Source organism: Pseudomonas sp. fls2-241-R2A-110 (assembly GCF_030209165.1).
GTDB lineage: Bacteria > Pseudomonadota > Gammaproteobacteria > Pseudomonadales > Pseudomonadaceae > Aquipseudomonas.
The window spans coordinates 36,277-52,521 of the sequence record NZ_JARVSN010000014.1 but is presented as its reverse complement, the minus strand read 5'-3'; the positions used below and the strand labels follow the sequence as shown (position 1 = coordinate 52,521).

Annotated in this window: 16 protein-coding genes and 1 tRNA gene; 4 read left to right on the top strand and 13 right to left on the bottom strand. The window is 53.9% G+C overall.

Annotated elements, in window-relative coordinates:
• Window positions 1–126: 126 nt before the first annotated feature.
• Both cysE and trmJ read right to left on the bottom strand, forming a co-directional pair.
• Window positions 127–903, bottom strand: a complete 777-nt coding sequence (gene cysE, locus QRN31_RS12165) for a serine O-acetyltransferase (RefSeq protein ID WP_090180462.1) — start codon at window positions 901–903, stop codon at window positions 127–129.
• A gap of 2 nt (window positions 904–905) precedes the next feature.
• Entirely contained in the window at window positions 906–1,676 is a 771-nt protein-coding gene (gene trmJ, locus QRN31_RS12160) for a tRNA (cytosine(32)/uridine(32)-2'-O)-methyltransferase TrmJ (protein ID WP_201193707.1), read from the bottom strand.
• 146 nt (window positions 1,677–1,822) lie between these two features.
• Between trmJ and suhB the strand changes: the two genes are divergently transcribed.
• Window positions 1,823–2,641 (top strand): type III secretion system regulator SuhB, encoded by an 819-nt coding sequence (suhB, locus tag QRN31_RS12155; RefSeq protein ID WP_008014726.1) that lies wholly within the window; start codon window positions 1,823–1,825, stop codon window positions 2,639–2,641.
• A 250-nt stretch (window positions 2,642–2,891) separates the two neighbouring features.
• Here the strand turns inward: suhB and QRN31_RS12150 are convergent, their stop codons facing one another.
• The 6 genes from QRN31_RS12150 to queA form a co-directional block, all read right to left on the bottom strand.
• Window positions 2,892–3,443: a glycine zipper 2TM domain-containing protein gene (locus QRN31_RS12150; RefSeq protein WP_285432238.1), complete on the bottom strand. Its 552-nt coding sequence runs from the start codon at window positions 3,441–3,443 to the stop codon at window positions 2,892–2,894.
• 120 nt (window positions 3,444–3,563) lie between these two features.
• A complete protein-coding gene (secF, locus tag QRN31_RS12145) occupies window positions 3,564–4,478 on the bottom strand; it encodes a protein translocase subunit SecF (RefSeq protein ID WP_285432237.1) in 915 nt (304 codons plus the stop codon).
• 9 nt (window positions 4,479–4,487) lie between these two features.
• Window positions 4,488–6,356 (bottom strand): protein translocase subunit SecD, encoded by a 1,869-nt coding sequence (gene secD, locus QRN31_RS12140; RefSeq protein WP_090180453.1) that lies wholly within the window; start codon window positions 6,354–6,356, stop codon window positions 4,488–4,490.
• A gap of 63 nt (window positions 6,357–6,419) precedes the next feature.
• The gene (yajC, locus tag QRN31_RS12135) at window positions 6,420–6,758 is read right to left on the bottom strand and encodes a preprotein translocase subunit YajC (RefSeq protein WP_285432235.1); all 339 of its coding nucleotides are present in this window, start codon (window positions 6,756–6,758) and stop codon (window positions 6,420–6,422) included.
• A gap of 43 nt (window positions 6,759–6,801) precedes the next feature.
• On the bottom strand, window positions 6,802–7,917 hold the full coding sequence (tgt, locus tag QRN31_RS12130) for a tRNA guanosine(34) transglycosylase Tgt (RefSeq protein ID WP_167360532.1): 1,116 nt from the start codon (window positions 7,915–7,917) through the stop codon (window positions 6,802–6,804).
• Window positions 7,918–7,931: 14 nt separating this feature from the next.
• The gene (gene queA, locus QRN31_RS12125) at window positions 7,932–8,981 is read right to left on the bottom strand and encodes a tRNA preQ1(34) S-adenosylmethionine ribosyltransferase-isomerase QueA (RefSeq protein WP_285432234.1); all 1,050 of its coding nucleotides are present in this window, start codon (window positions 8,979–8,981) and stop codon (window positions 7,932–7,934) included.
• Between the two features lie 107 nt (window positions 8,982–9,088).
• On the opposite strand from queA, the gene QRN31_RS12120 reads away from it, so the two are divergent.
• Both QRN31_RS12120 and QRN31_RS12115 read left to right on the top strand, forming a co-directional pair.
• Window positions 9,089–9,173 (top strand) — tRNA-Leu (locus tag QRN31_RS12120).
• Window positions 9,174–9,322: 149 nt separating this feature from the next.
• The gene (locus tag QRN31_RS12115; protein ID WP_285432233.1) at window positions 9,323–9,652 is read left to right on the top strand and encodes a hypothetical protein; all 330 of its coding nucleotides are present in this window, start codon (window positions 9,323–9,325) and stop codon (window positions 9,650–9,652) included.
• Window positions 9,653–9,855: 203 nt separating this feature from the next.
• Here QRN31_RS12115 and QRN31_RS12110 read toward each other — a convergent pair whose 3' ends face one another.
• The 3 genes from QRN31_RS12110 to QRN31_RS12100 form a co-directional block, all read right to left on the bottom strand.
• Window positions 9,856–10,605 carry a hypothetical protein gene (locus QRN31_RS12110; RefSeq protein ID WP_285432232.1) on the bottom strand — a complete coding sequence of 250 codons (750 nt, stop codon included), beginning with the start codon at window positions 10,603–10,605 and terminating at the stop codon, window positions 9,856–9,858.
• A gap of 5 nt (window positions 10,606–10,610) precedes the next feature.
• Window positions 10,611–11,705, bottom strand: a complete 1,095-nt coding sequence (locus QRN31_RS12105) for a DUF8426 domain-containing protein (RefSeq protein WP_285432231.1) — start codon at window positions 11,703–11,705, stop codon at window positions 10,611–10,613.
• A 218-nt stretch (window positions 11,706–11,923) separates the two neighbouring features.
• Window positions 11,924–14,194, bottom strand: coding sequence for a KAP family P-loop NTPase fold protein (locus QRN31_RS12100; protein ID WP_285432230.1), 2,271 nt, complete (start codon window positions 14,192–14,194; stop codon window positions 11,924–11,926).
• A 533-nt stretch (window positions 14,195–14,727) separates the two neighbouring features.
• Between QRN31_RS12100 and QRN31_RS12095 the strand changes: the two genes are divergently transcribed.
• Window positions 14,728–15,042, top strand: coding sequence for a DUF3077 domain-containing protein (locus tag QRN31_RS12095; protein ID WP_285432229.1), 315 nt, complete (start codon window positions 14,728–14,730; stop codon window positions 15,040–15,042).
• A 206-nt stretch (window positions 15,043–15,248) separates the two neighbouring features.
• Here the strand turns inward: QRN31_RS12095 and QRN31_RS12090 are convergent, their stop codons facing one another.
• Together QRN31_RS12090 and QRN31_RS12085 are read right to left on the bottom strand one after the other, a co-directional pair.
• Entirely contained in the window at window positions 15,249–15,617 is a 369-nt protein-coding gene (locus tag QRN31_RS12090) for a PH domain-containing protein (protein WP_090180398.1), read from the bottom strand.
• A 76-nt stretch (window positions 15,618–15,693) separates the two neighbouring features.
• Window positions 15,694–16,035 (bottom strand): potassium channel family protein, encoded by a 342-nt coding sequence (locus QRN31_RS12085; RefSeq protein ID WP_285432228.1) that lies wholly within the window; start codon window positions 16,033–16,035, stop codon window positions 15,694–15,696.
• Window positions 16,036–16,245: the final 210 nt, after the last annotated feature.

The window sequence follows — 16,245 nt, the reverse complement described above, 5'->3', positions numbered from 1 at the left end:
AACTATAAGACCTAGTACTTTAGTCAGGATTACCCGCAAAATAGCGGCGGCATCATATCAGGGTCTGCGGCCTAATGGCACACCGCCGAGCGCTGCGCCATTGCCTGAATACGACCTGCCTTGGCCTTAACCGGCCTTTGTTTCGTCTTTGCCTTTTACGCAGGCAAAGTCTTCTTCGCGCAGCTCAGGCAGATCCTTGGCACAGTAATTACTGCCCAGGTCCTTCAACGCCCCGCACATCCCTTCCAGGCGACCATCGACCGCCTGCAAGTGATCCAGCAACTGGCCGATCGCACGCGCCACCGGATCCGGCATGTCTTCGCCGACACCATAGGCATCGAAGCCGATCTTCTCGGCCATGGCCTTGCGCTTGGCGTCCTGCTCGTCATCGGACTTGACGATGATCCGCCCCGGAATCCCAACGACTGTCGCACCCGGCGGAACCGCTTTAGTCACTACCGCATTGGAGCCGACTTTGGCACCGGCACCGACCGTGAAAGGGCCGAGCACCTTGGCGCCCGCCCCCACCACAACACCATCTTCGAGAGTCGGGTGACGCTTGCCCTTGTTCCAGCTGGTGCCACCCAGAGTCACGCCCTGGTAGAGGGTGACGTCGTTGCCGATCTCAGCGGTTTCACCAATGACGATGCCCATGCCATGGTCAATAAAGAAGCGACGGCCGACCTTGGCACCCGGATGGATCTCGATCCCGGTCAACCAGCGACCGAAGTTCGACACCAGTCGCGCCAGCCACTTCCAGCCCATGCCCCACAGGGCCGACGACAGGCGATGGATCCAGATGGCGTGCATGCCGGGGTAGCAGGTCAGGACTTCAAAGGCGTTGCGCGCTGCCGGGTCACGATGGAAAACACTCTGGATATCTTCACGCAAACGCTCGAACATTTTTAATCCTTCCGCTTTAGAAGCTCGCCACGGGCCGCTTTCTGGGTTTCCGTGAGGATGCCACGCAATATATTCATTTCCGCCCGGCTGACCGAGCTGCGTCCGTACAACCGGCGCAGGCGCGCCATCAAGTGCCGTGGTTTTTCCGGGTCGAGGAATTCGATGGCCACCAGGGTTTGCTCCAGATGCTCATAGAATCGTTCCAGCTCATCCATGGTCGCCAGTTCACCGCTTTTGGTGGACGCCACTTCATCCTTCTCGACCTTGCTCGGCTGCCCTTGGGCTGCGAGCCAGGACATGCGCACTTCATAACTCAACACCTGCACCGCTGCCCCAAGGTTCAGCGAGCTGAACTCAGGGTCTGATGGGATGTGCACGTGATAATGACATCGCTGCAGCTCTTCGTTGGTCAGGCCGGAATCTTCACGACCAAAGACCAACGCGATCTCAGCGCCCTGCCCAGCTTCCTCAACCACTTTCACACCGCATTCGCGGGGATCAAGCAGCGGCCAGGGAATACGACGATCACGGGCGCTGGTGCCGAGCACCAGGTTGCAGCCGACCAAGGCATCTTCCAAGGTGGCGACGACTTGCGCGTTTTCAAGGATGTCCCCGGCGCCGGATGCACGCGCATCGGCTTCGTGGTGCGGGAACAACCGTGGCTCGACCAGCACCAGCCGCGACAGGCCCATGTTCTTCATGGCACGCGCAGCCCCGCCGATATTGCCGGGGTGGCTGGTATTGACCAGGACGACACGAATGTTTTGCAGCAAGGGAGGCGCTCTCGAACACAATAATCGGGAGCAGAATCTTACAGCTCAACCTACCGTTAAGCTATGAATGCGAACACCAACCTTCACCTGTAGAAAAGTTCTGATAGAATGCCCGGCTTTCTTTAACAACCTTAGGTGACACATCCATGCAGCCCATGCTGAATATCGCGCTGCGCGCCGCCCGCAGCGCCAGTGAATTGATCTTCCGCTCCATCGAGCGCCTGGATACCATCAAGGTCGACGAAAAAGACGCCAAGGATTACGTATCCGAGGTGGATCGCGCTGCTGAACAGAAAATCATCGACGCGCTGCGCAAGGCCTACCCGAACCACTCGATCATGGGTGAAGAAACCGGCATGCACGCTGGCACCGGGATCGAAGGCGAAGAATACCTGTGGATCATCGATCCGCTGGACGGCACCACCAACTTCCTGCGCGGCATTCCTCACTTCGCTGTCAGCATCGCCTGCAAATACCGCGGTCGCCTGGAACACGCTGTTGTTCTGGACCCGGTTCGCCAGGAAGAATTCACCGCCAGCCGTGGTCGCGGCGCTCAACTGAACGGTCGCCGCCTGCGTGTCAGCGGTCGCACCAGCCTCGACGGCGCCCTGCTGGGCACCGGCTTCCCGTTCCGCGACGACCAAATGGACAACCTCGACAACTACCTGGGCATGTTCCGCGCCCTGGTTGGCCAGACTGCCGGCATCCGCCGCGCCGGTTCGGCGAGCCTGGACCTGGCCTATGTAGCTGCCGGTCGTTTCGATGCGTTCTGGGAGTCGGGCCTGTCCGAGTGGGACATGGCTGCAGGCGCCCTGCTGATCCAGGAAGCCGGCGGCTTGGTGAGCGACTTTACCGGCGGCCACGATTTCCTTGAAAAAGGCCACATCGTTGCCGGCAACACAAAGTGCTTCAAAGCCGTACTGACGGCCATCCAGCCGCACCTGCCGGCCTCGCTGAAACGCTAAGCGACCGCGCACAAAAAAGCACCCTTCGGGGTGCTTTTTTTATGCCTGCATTTCCACCCAAGGCACACCGCAGATCCCTGTGGGAGTGAGCCTGCTCGCGATAGCGGCCTCACATTCAACATCTGTATTGTTTGATCCACCGCCATCGCGAGCAGGCTCACTCCCACAGGGGTTTTGCTGTGTCGCTTAAATCGTGAGCACAAAAAAAGCACCCCGAAAGGTGCTTCTTTTTGACTCTAAGCCTGAATATTTAGCGATTCTGTTCGTTGTTCTGCGACAGGATCAGCTTGCCTTCTTTGTCGACCGGAATCTGGTTGCCCGGATCACGATCCATCCGCACCTTGCCTTCCTTGCCATCGAGCGAATAACGAACGTCATACCCTACGACTTTGTCGCTGATGTCATTCACCGTGTTACAGCGAGTTTGGGTCGTGGTGTAGGTGTCACGCTCCTGCATGCCCTCCTGAACCTTATTGCCCGCGTAACCGCCACCGACCGCGCCCGCCACCGTGGCGATTTTCTTGCCGGTGCCGCCGCCGATCTGGTTACCCAACAGGCCGCCTGCCAGCGCACCCACCACCGTGCCGGCGATCTGGTGTTGGTCTTTCACCGGCGCTTGCCGGGTTACAGCTACATCCTTGCACACTTCACGTGGCGTTTTGATCTGTGTCTTGACCGGTTCAACGGCTAGAACTTGCGCATACTCAGGGCCGCTTTTAACCAGGCTGTAGGTGGCAACAGCACCCCCGGCAGTCACACCGACAGCACCCAATACCGCACCAACCAGCAACGACTTGTTCACATGAACCTCCTGACCATCACCCGCGGAACATGTCCGCGCTTCTCCCAGCCTTGGAGCACAAAAAAAGGCGCGAGTTCAACTCGCGCCTTTTTGGGCTGACAACTGGAAGAGCGATGGCCGTTATGGACGGTCGTCGACTTCCTTCTCGCTTGCCGCAGGAGGAATCAGATCCTCGCTGTTCAGGTTCAGCCAGATCAGCACCACGTTCGCGATGTAGATCGACGAGTAAGTACCCGCCAGTACGCCGATGAACAGCGCAATGGAGAAGCCGAACAGGTTGTCGCCACCGAAGAACAACAGCGCTGCAATCGCCAGCAAGGTGGAGATCGACGTCGCCATGGTCCGCAGCAGAGTTTGCGTGGTCGAGATGTTGATGTTCTCGATCAGGTTGGCCTTGCGCAAAACACGGAAGTTCTCACGAACCCGGTCGAATACCACGATGGTGTCGTTGAGCGAGTAACCGATGATCGCCAGTACCGCCGCCAACACCGTCAAATCGAAGGTGATTTGAAAGAACGACAGGATACCGATGGTCACGATCACGTCGTGGATCAGGGAAACGATGGCACCGATCGCGAACTTCCACTGAAAGCGGAAAGCCAGGTAGATCAGGATGCCGCCCAACGCCATCAGCATGCCGAGGCCGCCCTGGTCGCGAAGCTCTTCACCTACCTGAGGACCGACGAACTCAACGCGCTTGACCACCGCTGGGTTATCGCCACCGACCTTCTGCAAGGCCTCGGCAACCTGGTGACCCAGCTGCGGGTCTTCACCCGGCATGCGCACCAGCAAATCGGTAGTTGCACCGAAGCTCTGCACGATTGCCTCGTGATAACCCGCTGTAACCAGTTGCTCACGCACTTTGGTGACATCGGCCGGACGCTCGTAGGTCAGCTCAATGAGCGTACCGCCGGTGAAGTCCAGGCCCCAGTTCATGCCCTTATGAAAGACACTGAAAATGGCCAGCGCGGTGAGGAACAATGTGACGCCGAACGCAAAGTTGCGAACGCCCATGAAGTTGATTGTACGTAACATGGCAGCCCCTTAAATCCACAACTTCTTGAAGTCACGACCGCCGAAGATCAGGTTGACCATCGCGCGGGTCACCATGATGGCCGTGAACATCGAGGTAAAGATCCCGAGGGACATGGTCACTGCGAAGCCTTTGACGGGACCGGTGCCCATCGCAAAGAGAATCCCGCCGACCAACAGTGTTGTCAGGTTGGCGTCGAGAATCGCGGTGAATGCCCGGCCGAAGCCTTCGTTGATTGCCCGTTGTACCGTCATGCCTGCCGCGATCTCTTCACGAATCCGCGAGAAGATCAGTACGTTGGCGTCGACCGCCATACCCATCGTCAACACGATACCGGCGATACCCGGCAGGGTCAGCGTTGCACCCAGCAGCGACATCAGGGCCAGCAGCAACACCATGTTCACAGCCAGTGCGACGGTGGCGATGATGCCGAAGAAGCGGTAGATGGCGATGATGAACAGCGAGACAAACAGCATGCCCCACAACGATGCATCGATACCTTTGGTGATGTTGTCGGCACCCAGGCTCGGGCCAATGGTGCGCTCTTCAGCGAAGTACATTGGTGCAGCCAGACCACCGGCACGCAACAGCAGCGCCAGTTCGGACGACTCGCCCTGGCCGTTCAGGCCAGTGATGCGGAATTGAGCACCGAGCGGCGACTGGATGGTCGCCAGGCTGATGATCTTCTTCTCTTCTTTAAACGTTTGTACCGGTACGTCTTTCTCGACGCCGTTGACCATTTGCTTGACGTAAGTGGTCACCGGGCGCTGCTCGATGAAGATCACCGCCATGCTGCGACCGACGTTGCTGCGAGTCGCACGACTCATCAGCTCGCCACCGTGGCCATCCAGACGGATGTTCACTTCTGGCGTGCCGTGCTCGCCGAAGCCAGCCTTGGCATCAGTCACCTGGTCACCGGTGATGATCAGGCCACGCTCGATCTGTGCAGGCGGACGCTTGCCTTCACGGAACTCGAAGGTTTCGGAAGTGGCTTTCGAGGCACCCGGCTCAGCAGCCAGACGGAACTCGAGGTTGGCCGTCTTGCCGAGGATACGCTTGGCTTCTGCGGTGTCCTGCACGCCTGGCAGCTCAACCACGATGCGGTTGGCGCCCTGACGCTGGACGATCGGTTCGGCAACACCCAGCTCGTTGACGCGGTTACGTACCGTGGTCAAGTTCTGCTTGATGGAGTATTCGCGGATTTCCGCCAGCTTGGCCGGGGTCATCGCCAGACGCAGCACCGGTTGGCCATTGAGGTCGGCCGGAACAATGTCGAAATCGTTGAAGTTCTTGCGGACCAGCGCGCGGGCCTGTTCGCGGGAAGCTTCATCACTGAAACCCAGCTGAATGGCACCGTTGAGTTGCGGCAGGCTGCGATAGCGCAGTTTCTCTTTACGCAACAGGCTCTTGACGTCGCCTTCGTAGACTTTCAGGCGTGCGTCGAGGGCTTTGTCCATGTCCACTTCGAGCAGGAAGTGCACACCACCGGACAAGTCCAAACCCAGCTTCATCGGGTGCGCGCCCAGGCTGCGCAGCCATTGCGGGGTGGTTTGCGCCAGGTTCAGTGCAACGACGTAGTCATCGCCCAAAGCCTTGCGCACGACGTCTTTGGCCGGCAGCTGATCTTCAGCCTTGGTCAGACGGATCAGGCCGCCCTTGCCGTTTGCCGCCAGAGTGGCCGCCTTGACGCTGATCCCGGATTCCTTGAGCGCAGTGCTCACACGGTCCAGATCAGCCTGATTGACCAACAGCGCAGTACTTGCACCGCTGACCTGAATGGCCGGGTCATCAGGATATAAATTGGGAGCGGAATAAATCAGACCGACCGCCAGCACCGCCAGGATCAGAATGTATTTCCACAGAGGGTATTTGTTCAGCATCACGCCGCCCGCTTATGACGCGGGGCGCCTTGCGCGCCCCGTCGATTGAGTAGAAGTTGAAACTTAGATCGCTTTTAGCGTGCCTTTTGGCAGCGTGGCGGCAATAGCGCCTTTCTGGAACTTCATTTCGACAGTGTCGGAAACTTCCAGAACAACGAAATCGTCGGCTACTTTAGTGATCTTGCCGGCGATACCACCGGTGGTCACAACTTCGTCGCCTTTCTGCAGGCTGCTCAGCAGGTTCTTCTGCTCTTTGGCGCGCTTGGCCTGTGGACGCCAGATCATCAGGTAGAAGATGACCAGGAAACCGACCAGGAAAATCCACTCAAAACCGCCACCCAGTGGGCCTGCAGCTGCCGGTGCAGCAGCGTCAGCCATGGCATTAGAGATAAAAAAGCTCATTTAGCACTCCAGTTGCAAATGTTGAATCTTGGGGTCAGAAAACTCAGTCCAAAGGCGGAACAGGTAACCCGCGTTTGGCGTAGAAGGCATCGACAAAGGCGGCCAATGTACCCTGTTGAATAGCCTCGCGCAAACCAGCCATAAGCACTTGATAATGACGCAAGTTATGGATGGTATTGAGCATGCTTCCCAGCATTTCGCCGCACTTGTCCAGGTGGTGCAGATAAGCACGGGAGAAGTTCTGGCAGGTATAGCAATCGCAGGTCGGATCGAGCGGCGAATCATCATGGCGATGGAACGCGTTACGGATCTTCAGCACGCCGGTATCAATGAAAAGATGCCCATTGCGGGCATTACGGGTTGGCATCACGCAATCGAACATGTCCACACCGCGGCGCACACCCTCAACCAGATCTTCCGGTTTGCCAACGCCCATAAGGTAACGAGGTTTGTCAGCCGGCATCTGACCCGGCAAGTAATCCAACACTTTGATCATTTCGTGCTTGGGCTCGCCCACCGACAGACCGCCAATGGCCAGGCCATCAAAGCCGATGTTGTCGAGGCCTTCCAGGGAGCGCATGCGCAGATCCTGGTGCATGCCGCCCTGAACGATGCCGAACAGCGCCGCCGTGTTGTCGCCATGGGCTTCCTTGGACCGCTTGGCCCAGCGCAACGACAGTTCCATCGATACCCGCGCGACGTCTTCGTCGGCCGGGTACGGCGTGCATTCGTCGAAGATCATCACGATGTCCGAACCCAGGTCGCGCTGGACCTGCATCGACTCTTCCGGCCCCATGAACACTTTGGCGCCGTCCACAGGCGAGGCGAAGGTCACGCCCTCCTCCTTGATCTTGCGCATGGCGCCCAGGCTGAACACCTGGAAACCGCCGGAGTCGGTCAGAATCGGGCCTTTCCACTGCATGAAATCGTGCAGGTCGCCGTGCTTCTTGATCACTTCGGTGCCAGGACGCAGCCACAAGTGGAAAGTGTTGCCCAGAATGATTTCCGCGCCGGTGGCGACGATATCCCGCGGCAGCATGCCCTTGACCGTGCCGTACGTGCCCACCGGCATGAAGGCCGGGGTCTCGACGGTACCGCGAGGGAAGGTCAAACGACCGCGACGAGCCTTGCCGTCTGTGGCAAGCAACTCAAACGACATACGACTTTGGCGACTCATTCTTTGTCCTCAGGGCCACGTGGTGCGGGATTACGGGTGATAAACATCGCATCACCGTAGCTGAAAAAGCGGTATTCGTTGTCGACGGCGGCTTTATAGGCGGCCATGGTCTCGGGATAACCGGCGAACGCCGAAACCAACATCAACAGCGTGGATTCGGGCAAATGGAAGTTGGTGACCAGGGCGTCGACCACATGAAAAGGTCGGCCCGGGTAGATAAAGATGTTCGTGTCGCCACTGAAAGGCTTGAGCACGCCATCACGCGCGGCGCTTTCCAGGGAACGCACGCTAGTGGTCCCCACCGCCACCACACGACCACCGCGAGCGCGGCAAGCCGCCACGGCATCAACCACGTCCTGACCGACTTCCAGCCATTCAGTGTGCATGTGGTGATCTTCGATCTTCTCGACGCGCACCGGCTGGAACGTGCCCGCACCAACGTGCAAGGTCACGAACGCGGTCTCGACGCCCTTCGCGGCAATCGCCTCCATCAGCGGCTGATCGAAATGCAGCCCCGCCGTCGGCGCCGCCACCGCGCCCAGGCGCTCGGCGTACACCGTCTGATAACGCTCGCGGTCCGAGCCTTCATCCGGGCGATCTATATAAGGTGGCAGCGGCATGTGCCCGACGCGGTCGAGCAGCGGCAACACCTCTTCGGCAAACTCCAGCTCGAACAACGCATCGTGACGCGCGAGCATCTCGGCCTCGCCACCGCCATCGATCAGGATCTTCGAACCTGGCTTGGGCGACTTGCTGGACCGCACATGGGCCAGCACGCGATGACTGTCGAGCACCCGTTCCACCAGGATTTCCAGCTTGCCGCCGGAAGCCTTCTGGCCAAACAGCCGCGCCGGAATCACCCGGGTATTGTTGAACACCATCAAATCGCCCGGGCGCAAATGCTCGAGCAAATCAGTGAATTGACGGTGTGCCAGGGCGCCGCTGACCCCATCAAGGGTCAACAGGCGACTGTTGCGACGCTCGGCCAAAGGGTGGCGAGCAATCAGCGAATCAGGGAGTTCGAAAGTAAAGTCAGCAACGCGCATGATGGGGTTCGTCTAGCAGGGGCCGGAAGTCTAGCCGAAATAGTGAAAATTCTCTATGTACCTGATTGACCGACGGTAATCTCATCTCTATACTTCGCCGCCATTGAGCCCTGATGGCGGAATTGGTAGACGCGGCGGATTCAAAATCCGTTTTCGAAAGGAGTGGGAGTTCGAGTCTCCCTCGGGGCACCAAAATTAAGAAAGGTCTTGCTTAGCAAGGCCTTTTTTTTCGCCTGCCAAAAAGTGCCTGACACAACGCCGACCTGTAGGAGCCGGCTTGCTGGCGATGCTTTTGACCCTCTCGTTCACGAGTGTTACGACACCTCTCAAGGATTCATCCCATGGAACTGCTGCTGGAAACTGTTGCTCTGTTCTGCCTCAAGCTTGCGTATGAGACGGAGGATTCGAGTCCGATTCTGCGGGATGATCCGATCATGAGCGATTACGAGCGGGAGGTTTTTGGATTGTTGGTGCGGCGGGGGGATGTTGAGGGGATTCAGGTGAAGGTGGGTGAGTGCCTGAGATTGTCGCTGAATGCTGTCGGTGGTGTTGATACGGTTTTGGGGCGTGAACTGCATAGATTGGCGACAGATTTCAGCACTGTACGGTCGATGGAGCAGTTAGGCACCCCACTTATCGCGCTCAAGGATTATCTGAAAGACATTCAATGAATGAAGGCGGGCAGCCTGAAAAGCGGGAACGCCCGATAGCCGGAACGATACTGGTCGCCATGCTTTATCTAATAACTCAGTGCCTTTTCCGTTTGTTTTTGTCTGAAAATAATCTGCTCGAGCCCCCCCCCCAAAAAAAACACACAAACACACAAACACACAAACACACAAACACAGGAATAATAAACCGCACGCCTTACAATTCAATTTTTCTTAATTATTATATAAGCCGAAGCAAACCATATTGAGTCCTTACCGTTAATTCTAGTCTCGTCCGCTCTACCTAAAATATTATTTCCCTGCGTAAAGCTGCAATCACCATTCCGCTTTTGATTATTCGGCGTTTTTGAAGACAGCGCCGAAAACGTCACATAGTAGACACCCGACTCCTTGACCGGCAAAAAGAAATTTAAATTACGCTCTGAGGATATCGGCACTCTAACATCGTAAATCGGGCTATTATTAACCTTCAGATCATCCGAAATCATCTCATAGAAAAGCGGGTGGTTTGTACACATAGACATGACCCTACCCTCAAAATTATAAGAAAGCTGGCTTATCGACAAAGAATCCTTACACAGTTGAAAATACATCGCCTCATTGCTACTATTTTTTATAGTCACCACAGGAGTCAAATAAAACCCACCAGAATATTTTGTACTACCAACTGCAACACTAAGAAATGTAGCCTCCGTATCCTTTATTCTTTTTTGTATTTCAGACAGTTCAGCCAAAGCTTTCCCTTTCTGCTGTAGTGCATCAAACGTGTACGCTCCCCAAATCAATGTAAGCAAGGCACACGTGGCCATAACAACATTGTTATAAGCTAACTGATCAGGAAAAACCCCGCGAACAAAACGAACACAGGGATCACGAAAAGCCCAAAACAGAGTTAGCAGCAGAGCGCCAGCAAAAAAATAATACCACTCAATCCCAGCAATAGAGCTAACCATATTATTCACCTAGTAGAATAGCGGGGATCGCCATCATTCGGAAACTCTTGCTTCGGCGATTGCTCTCGCTCTACAAAACTTTTATTCTGTTTGGAAACTCCTACCCAGAGCTTCTTCTTCACATCCACGAAGTCAACATCCTTTTTCAGCGTCTCGATATTCTGAGCCACAATCGGAGTAACTTCTTTACATACTGCATTCAGATGAGGATCGGCAAATGCTATGCTTTGATCAAAAAGCAGCGCAACGCCAACTAAAAAAGCAACACCAGTCCGAACAGATGTGCTTTTCAGTCCGTACCATAGATCACCTGGCGACATGACAACTTGCTGAGACGTCAGGAGTAACAGACCCTGCTCATCAAACTGCGACATAAAACTCAAAATTTGATCTAGCGAAAGATTCTCTACAAACTCTTGATCAAGCCTACCACCATGGCACTCTCCAATAAGTATGGAAAGAACTTGCAGCCTATCCATTATCTCTGACAGATTTTTAAGAGAATGGTGACTTAAGGATCCCGCCTGATCTACTCGAAGACTGCTAAAATAATGCTCATCACTTATGAAAAACGAACTGAGCCAGTGATGAATTTCTTTCGAACTTTCACCCAACGAAAATACAGCTTGGTAAGCATTGAAGCTTTTGGTCAGCGTTACGGGTATTTTTTCCCTATCAATTCTATCGCCCCAATTCACTCTTCGTCTAACCTGAAAGCTTTCATTTGCAGAAAGGGCTAAACGTTCAACAATTGGGTCAGAAGTGATCACGCCAGGGTAGATATAGTTTTTGGAAAGCGTGAAGACAACATCGCCCACACACATTTCATTCACAAACGAAATTACTTGAGCCCGCGTATTTATGGAAAGCTTCTCGTTAATCTCACTGCAAATTGAATAGATCCGCTCCCCTTCCGCATCCCTCAAACAATCAAGACTTTCTTGCTCAAGCCATTCATCGTCCAAATGGCCCATTGCAACAAAGCCATCATCCAAAAAATGCTCAATAAATCGATATCTAACCCCAGGCCTAACAACCCAACATTTCGACTTTAAATTAGCGCTTTTAACAACGATATTACTACTTTTAGTATCATCCATGCCGAATATTCAACTCAACCATAATGTTCATCCAAGTTGTTCCTGCTAAAAACAGCAGCGACAACCCAATTAGCAATGATGGCAAATTTATATCACCAAATCTAATTTGTCAATTTTTGAAAAAAATCAGAAAATCTCTCAGCAATAGATACTGAAAACAGAACAGTATTTATCTTTTTTCAAAAATAAAACCACCACCCCCTTTCCCTTTATTTAAATCATTTTCCCACGCCGGAATCGACATCTTCAACAAGCCATATTGGTTTCGGCATATTTTCGACAGAAACATTGATTCCTATTAAATCTGCATGCAACTTTCGTAATGTAGATCTCATCCGAAATGGAACCGCAACGTCAATTATTGCAGACCATGCAGTAGGGATGAGCTCGGGGAGTACTTCATTTATTGCGATTGCATGCTCAACCCCACCCCAACTAGCATCCCGTGTCTGAAAGATAAGTTGCCTCAGATAAAGCTGCGTATTTTTAGATAACTCAGTGCGAACTGACTCACTTTCTCCACGTCCAGATTTCAGAGTTTCGACCAACATATTTGACATCTCTGCACTTGTGTACAAAGGGGATTCTTTATTTTCTACCAGCCATGGACCGAGCAACTCGTCTCCCGCGGAAACAGAGAGCAACCCGTCAATTTCCAGAAATTTTTGACAGAGTCGAGAGACAACACGTGGTGCTAATGCGTCCCTTAAGATGCAACGCCACTCCTTCATTATTTCCACGCCCTGTCTACTATCTGTCAAATATGAGTTCCAGAACGGGTCCGTTTCCGCATAAATCAACTCAGGATCAACACAATGATTAGTTGCGATAAGCGCAAGGCACTTCTCCCGCTCACGGAGACTAAGTTCCCCTTCGTTTTTCGTCCACGTTAGCCATCTAGTTACGAGGCCGTGAAGTTTCACTGTTATCGGCCCCAAGGCAGTTGCTCCAACGAGAGCCACATTGTTTTTTTGGGTCCACAAGTATTCAAGCAGAAGCAGTGACTTCTGCGCGACAACATGCCGTTTTTCCCATTCGCCATTCGTGCGTGCTTCCGCCATCGCATCGAGTGCCTGATCGTAGATTGATACCGCAGCTGCGAGGTAGTCAGTTGCAGACTCAACCTCAGAAACTCCGGCTATATCCATTGCTTGACGGATACCAGCGTCGATAGCAGATGGAAGCTCGTGATTATCAAATTGATCGCGCAGTTCTCGGATTTCACTAAGAGTGACTGCAGGCTCGTGATACACGATCCCCACCCAATACAAGATCGTGTCACTGGATGTCATGTCCCAATGTTGGAGTAGGCGCAAAGCAGCTGCAACGACTCGTTCAGCGTCGACAGGAGGCTTGGGGGTAGATAGCAGCGCTAGTAACTCTGCTCTTGTGTCTTCTTCCTTTTTCTTTCTCTCTTGCTCATTGCCAGCCCAAAGAATCCAATCCGTTCCATCAGCCATCGCCGACTTCACAACCCAATCTGCCAGCAACTCACTTGACTCTTTAACCACGAGGTAGAGACTAATTCCAACCCAATCGACTTCATCGATTGAGTGTCGAACTAAAGATGGACGTAGCGCTCCCATCATTCGAGCAATCAACTTTACCCGTCGAGGCTGACTCGGTAAGACAGGCAAAATTGCTACAACAGCCTCCATAGGCATGACGTCACAACACGCTTTAAATACAGGTAATGAGAGCCGCTTTTTCAGTGCTTCTCCTGCAACCGGTACTTCAAACGGTACATCAATTACCTTTTCGAGAAAGCCTTGCGCATCATCTCCGAAGGCCGTTGAGTATTCTGAGAGCGCACTGGAAATTGCACGTTTGTCAAAAGCAAGGACGAAGGAGAATCCTGGCCAATCCAAGAGTTCTCGCATCGCCAACAAAGTCTTAGGTATGAGTCTCGGATCCGCCCTGTCCAAGTCATCGATGAACACAACGACTCGTCGACCTTTAAGTAACTTAGCGATAGCCTCCAGATCCTTAGCGCCAATCTTTGTCCAGTCTGACGTTGCCGATGACAGTTTAGAAAGCGCTTCTGTCGCAATTTTTGTTACCGACGGAGGTACAAGAGCCAACTCCTCAATACTCGTTTTGAAAAATCCTGCAACGCCCCCGAAACGCCCAAATTTTGCCATAACTGACTTTGTACGTTGCTTGATAGGCAACCGAAAACTTTCCCGCCGAAGCCGCTCCTCAAGTGTCGTGTAAAACTGACTGATCACACCGCACTCGCCTGCAGCAAACCAAGCTGAAAAGCTTAGAACCATCGCACCATCAGCCTCCTCAAGCGTTCTTAGTAAGTTAAGGATGCTTGTCTTTCCGCTTCCCCAAGCGCCGTATAACCCGACACGAGTCGACCAATTTGATGGTGTCGTAGTGAGTACACGATGAATCGCACGCGCTACCCCCAGGCCATTAAGTAGGTCGTCGTTGATCGACTCAATTGGCGCATCATGTCCACCAACTGATGAATATTGAATCACTCTACCTCCTGCCATCACGATCCAAATCAAGAGTTCATAAGCGGTTTGGGGGGCGTGCAACTAACTCCTACAGAATCTAGGTTAGTGGGTATTGAGAAAAGGGTGTACCCGATTGCCTCGCCTCGCAACGATGGTCAAAACGTTCGAAGGTTGCAGGAAAGGGGTCTCCACGATACCCTCCCACCGTCGCTGCCAATTCAGCGACCGGGTGTGGTAACCCGAGTTATTCAAGGCGCAACAGCGCCCCAGACACGTCATCAGGCGCTTTTTTTATGCCTGCGGCGTGAGTCATGGCGGCTGTGCGTGGGACGCCTTCGGGCGTGCCGGTTTCCTTGATACCCGGTTTACCACCCTGCGCACAGCTGTCACCCATTCGTGTGGTAACGAATCTGGCAGCTCCATATATCAAGGAGTCTGATAATGCGCAGCATCAATCCGTACACAATTTGGCTTTTCCCTCAACGCGACGCCCAGTTGCGTAACGCCCCACCATCCGCCCTCTCCCACCGCCTCTCCATCATCGGAGGTGGCCAATGACCGATCAATCCGAGCTGAAAACCATCGGCCTAACCCCTGCCATTTACTGCGCAGATCAACCGCTCTTCCATGTCACTCGCGGCGTCCCGCTCGGTGATGCTCTATCCATGGCTTCTGACTTTCTCTTCCTCGCCAAAAAGCTGAACGAGGATGCAGCCTACGCCACAGACACCGACCGCCACTCTTGGGCCGCGCATTATTTGACGGCGATGAGTAAGGCGGTGGTGGATGATGCGGTGAAGGTGCTGACTCGGGATCGGGCTTCTGCATCGACATCTAAGCAGCAGATGTCGGAGAAGTCTGAAGCGTAGCGGTTGAACGATGACGGGATGGTTTTGATGCCTGTCGTTGTTGGGTATGACGCTTGGGGGAGTGAGCTGCTTGGGAGGGTCGTCGGGCTTCAGCATTGATGCTGGCTGGTCTGGCGCTTTCGCGGGCAAGCCCGCTCCCACAGGAATTGCGGCTGACTTTAGTGTGTTGTTGGCCCCGAGTTTTTCGGGGCTTTTTCGTGTTTAGGTCACAGCAAGTGTTGGGATATCAGTTTGGAAATTTCAACCATCGATGTCCTGCCGGTGAATTCGAATTTCACTTTTCCCAGCGACGAGAAGTAAATCTCCAGTTCGGAGTCCAGGTCGAACGTGCCAGAGGTTTCCACCGAGTACGCCACGATGTTTTTGTAGGGCAATGAGGTGAAGTCTTTTTTGCTGCCGGTGATGCCTTGGACGTTGACTGCGATGATGCGTTTGTTGGTAAACACCACGCCGTCGCGCATGGATTTATAAGAGTCGATGACGTGTTCGCCGTCGATCAAAAGGTCGGAAACGCGTTCGGCGTATTCGTCGTTTTGCTTGAGTTTGAAGAATCCTTTGTTGTTGAAATCAATCATCAGTCTTTCCCTGCTTTTCAAATGAGCGTCGTGAACATGATGTCATAGCGCATTTCGCATTACGTCGCCGCGCCCCCTACTCCAAGTGTTCTGTCGCCCGCACCGCATTCTCAATCGCCCGAATGCTGATCGCCGCAAATATCGCCGTCATCAGCACCCCGTTGAACCCCAGCATAATCGCCAGCACCCGCGAGACAGCCAGTTTCGGGACGAGGTCTCCATAACCGATGGTCAGGCCGGTCACGAACGCGAAGTAGATACCGTCAAACGGATCCCATCCTTCCAGATAGCTGATGATCAGACCGAACAGCACAATCAAGAACAGCAGGACGGAAAAAATCGGCCAGACCACGTGAAAGTAGAACTTGACTGCTTTATAGAACTCTCGACGCACGTGTGCTGCATGGATGATGTTCATGTCATGGGCCCTTTGGGGGTTAGCCTGACCGGCAATTGAATGCTCGGCGTTTCAACCTCCCTTCAGCTTGGCACAAGCGAGGTCGATGGGCCGTTCATCGTCCTCAAGGGGTATCTGAAAGATATTTGATGAGCAAACGCTACGCTTTGCGCTCTTCTAGACTTATTGGAGAGTCGTAGGCAGAACTGAGCACGTCGCTTTGGTGCAGAT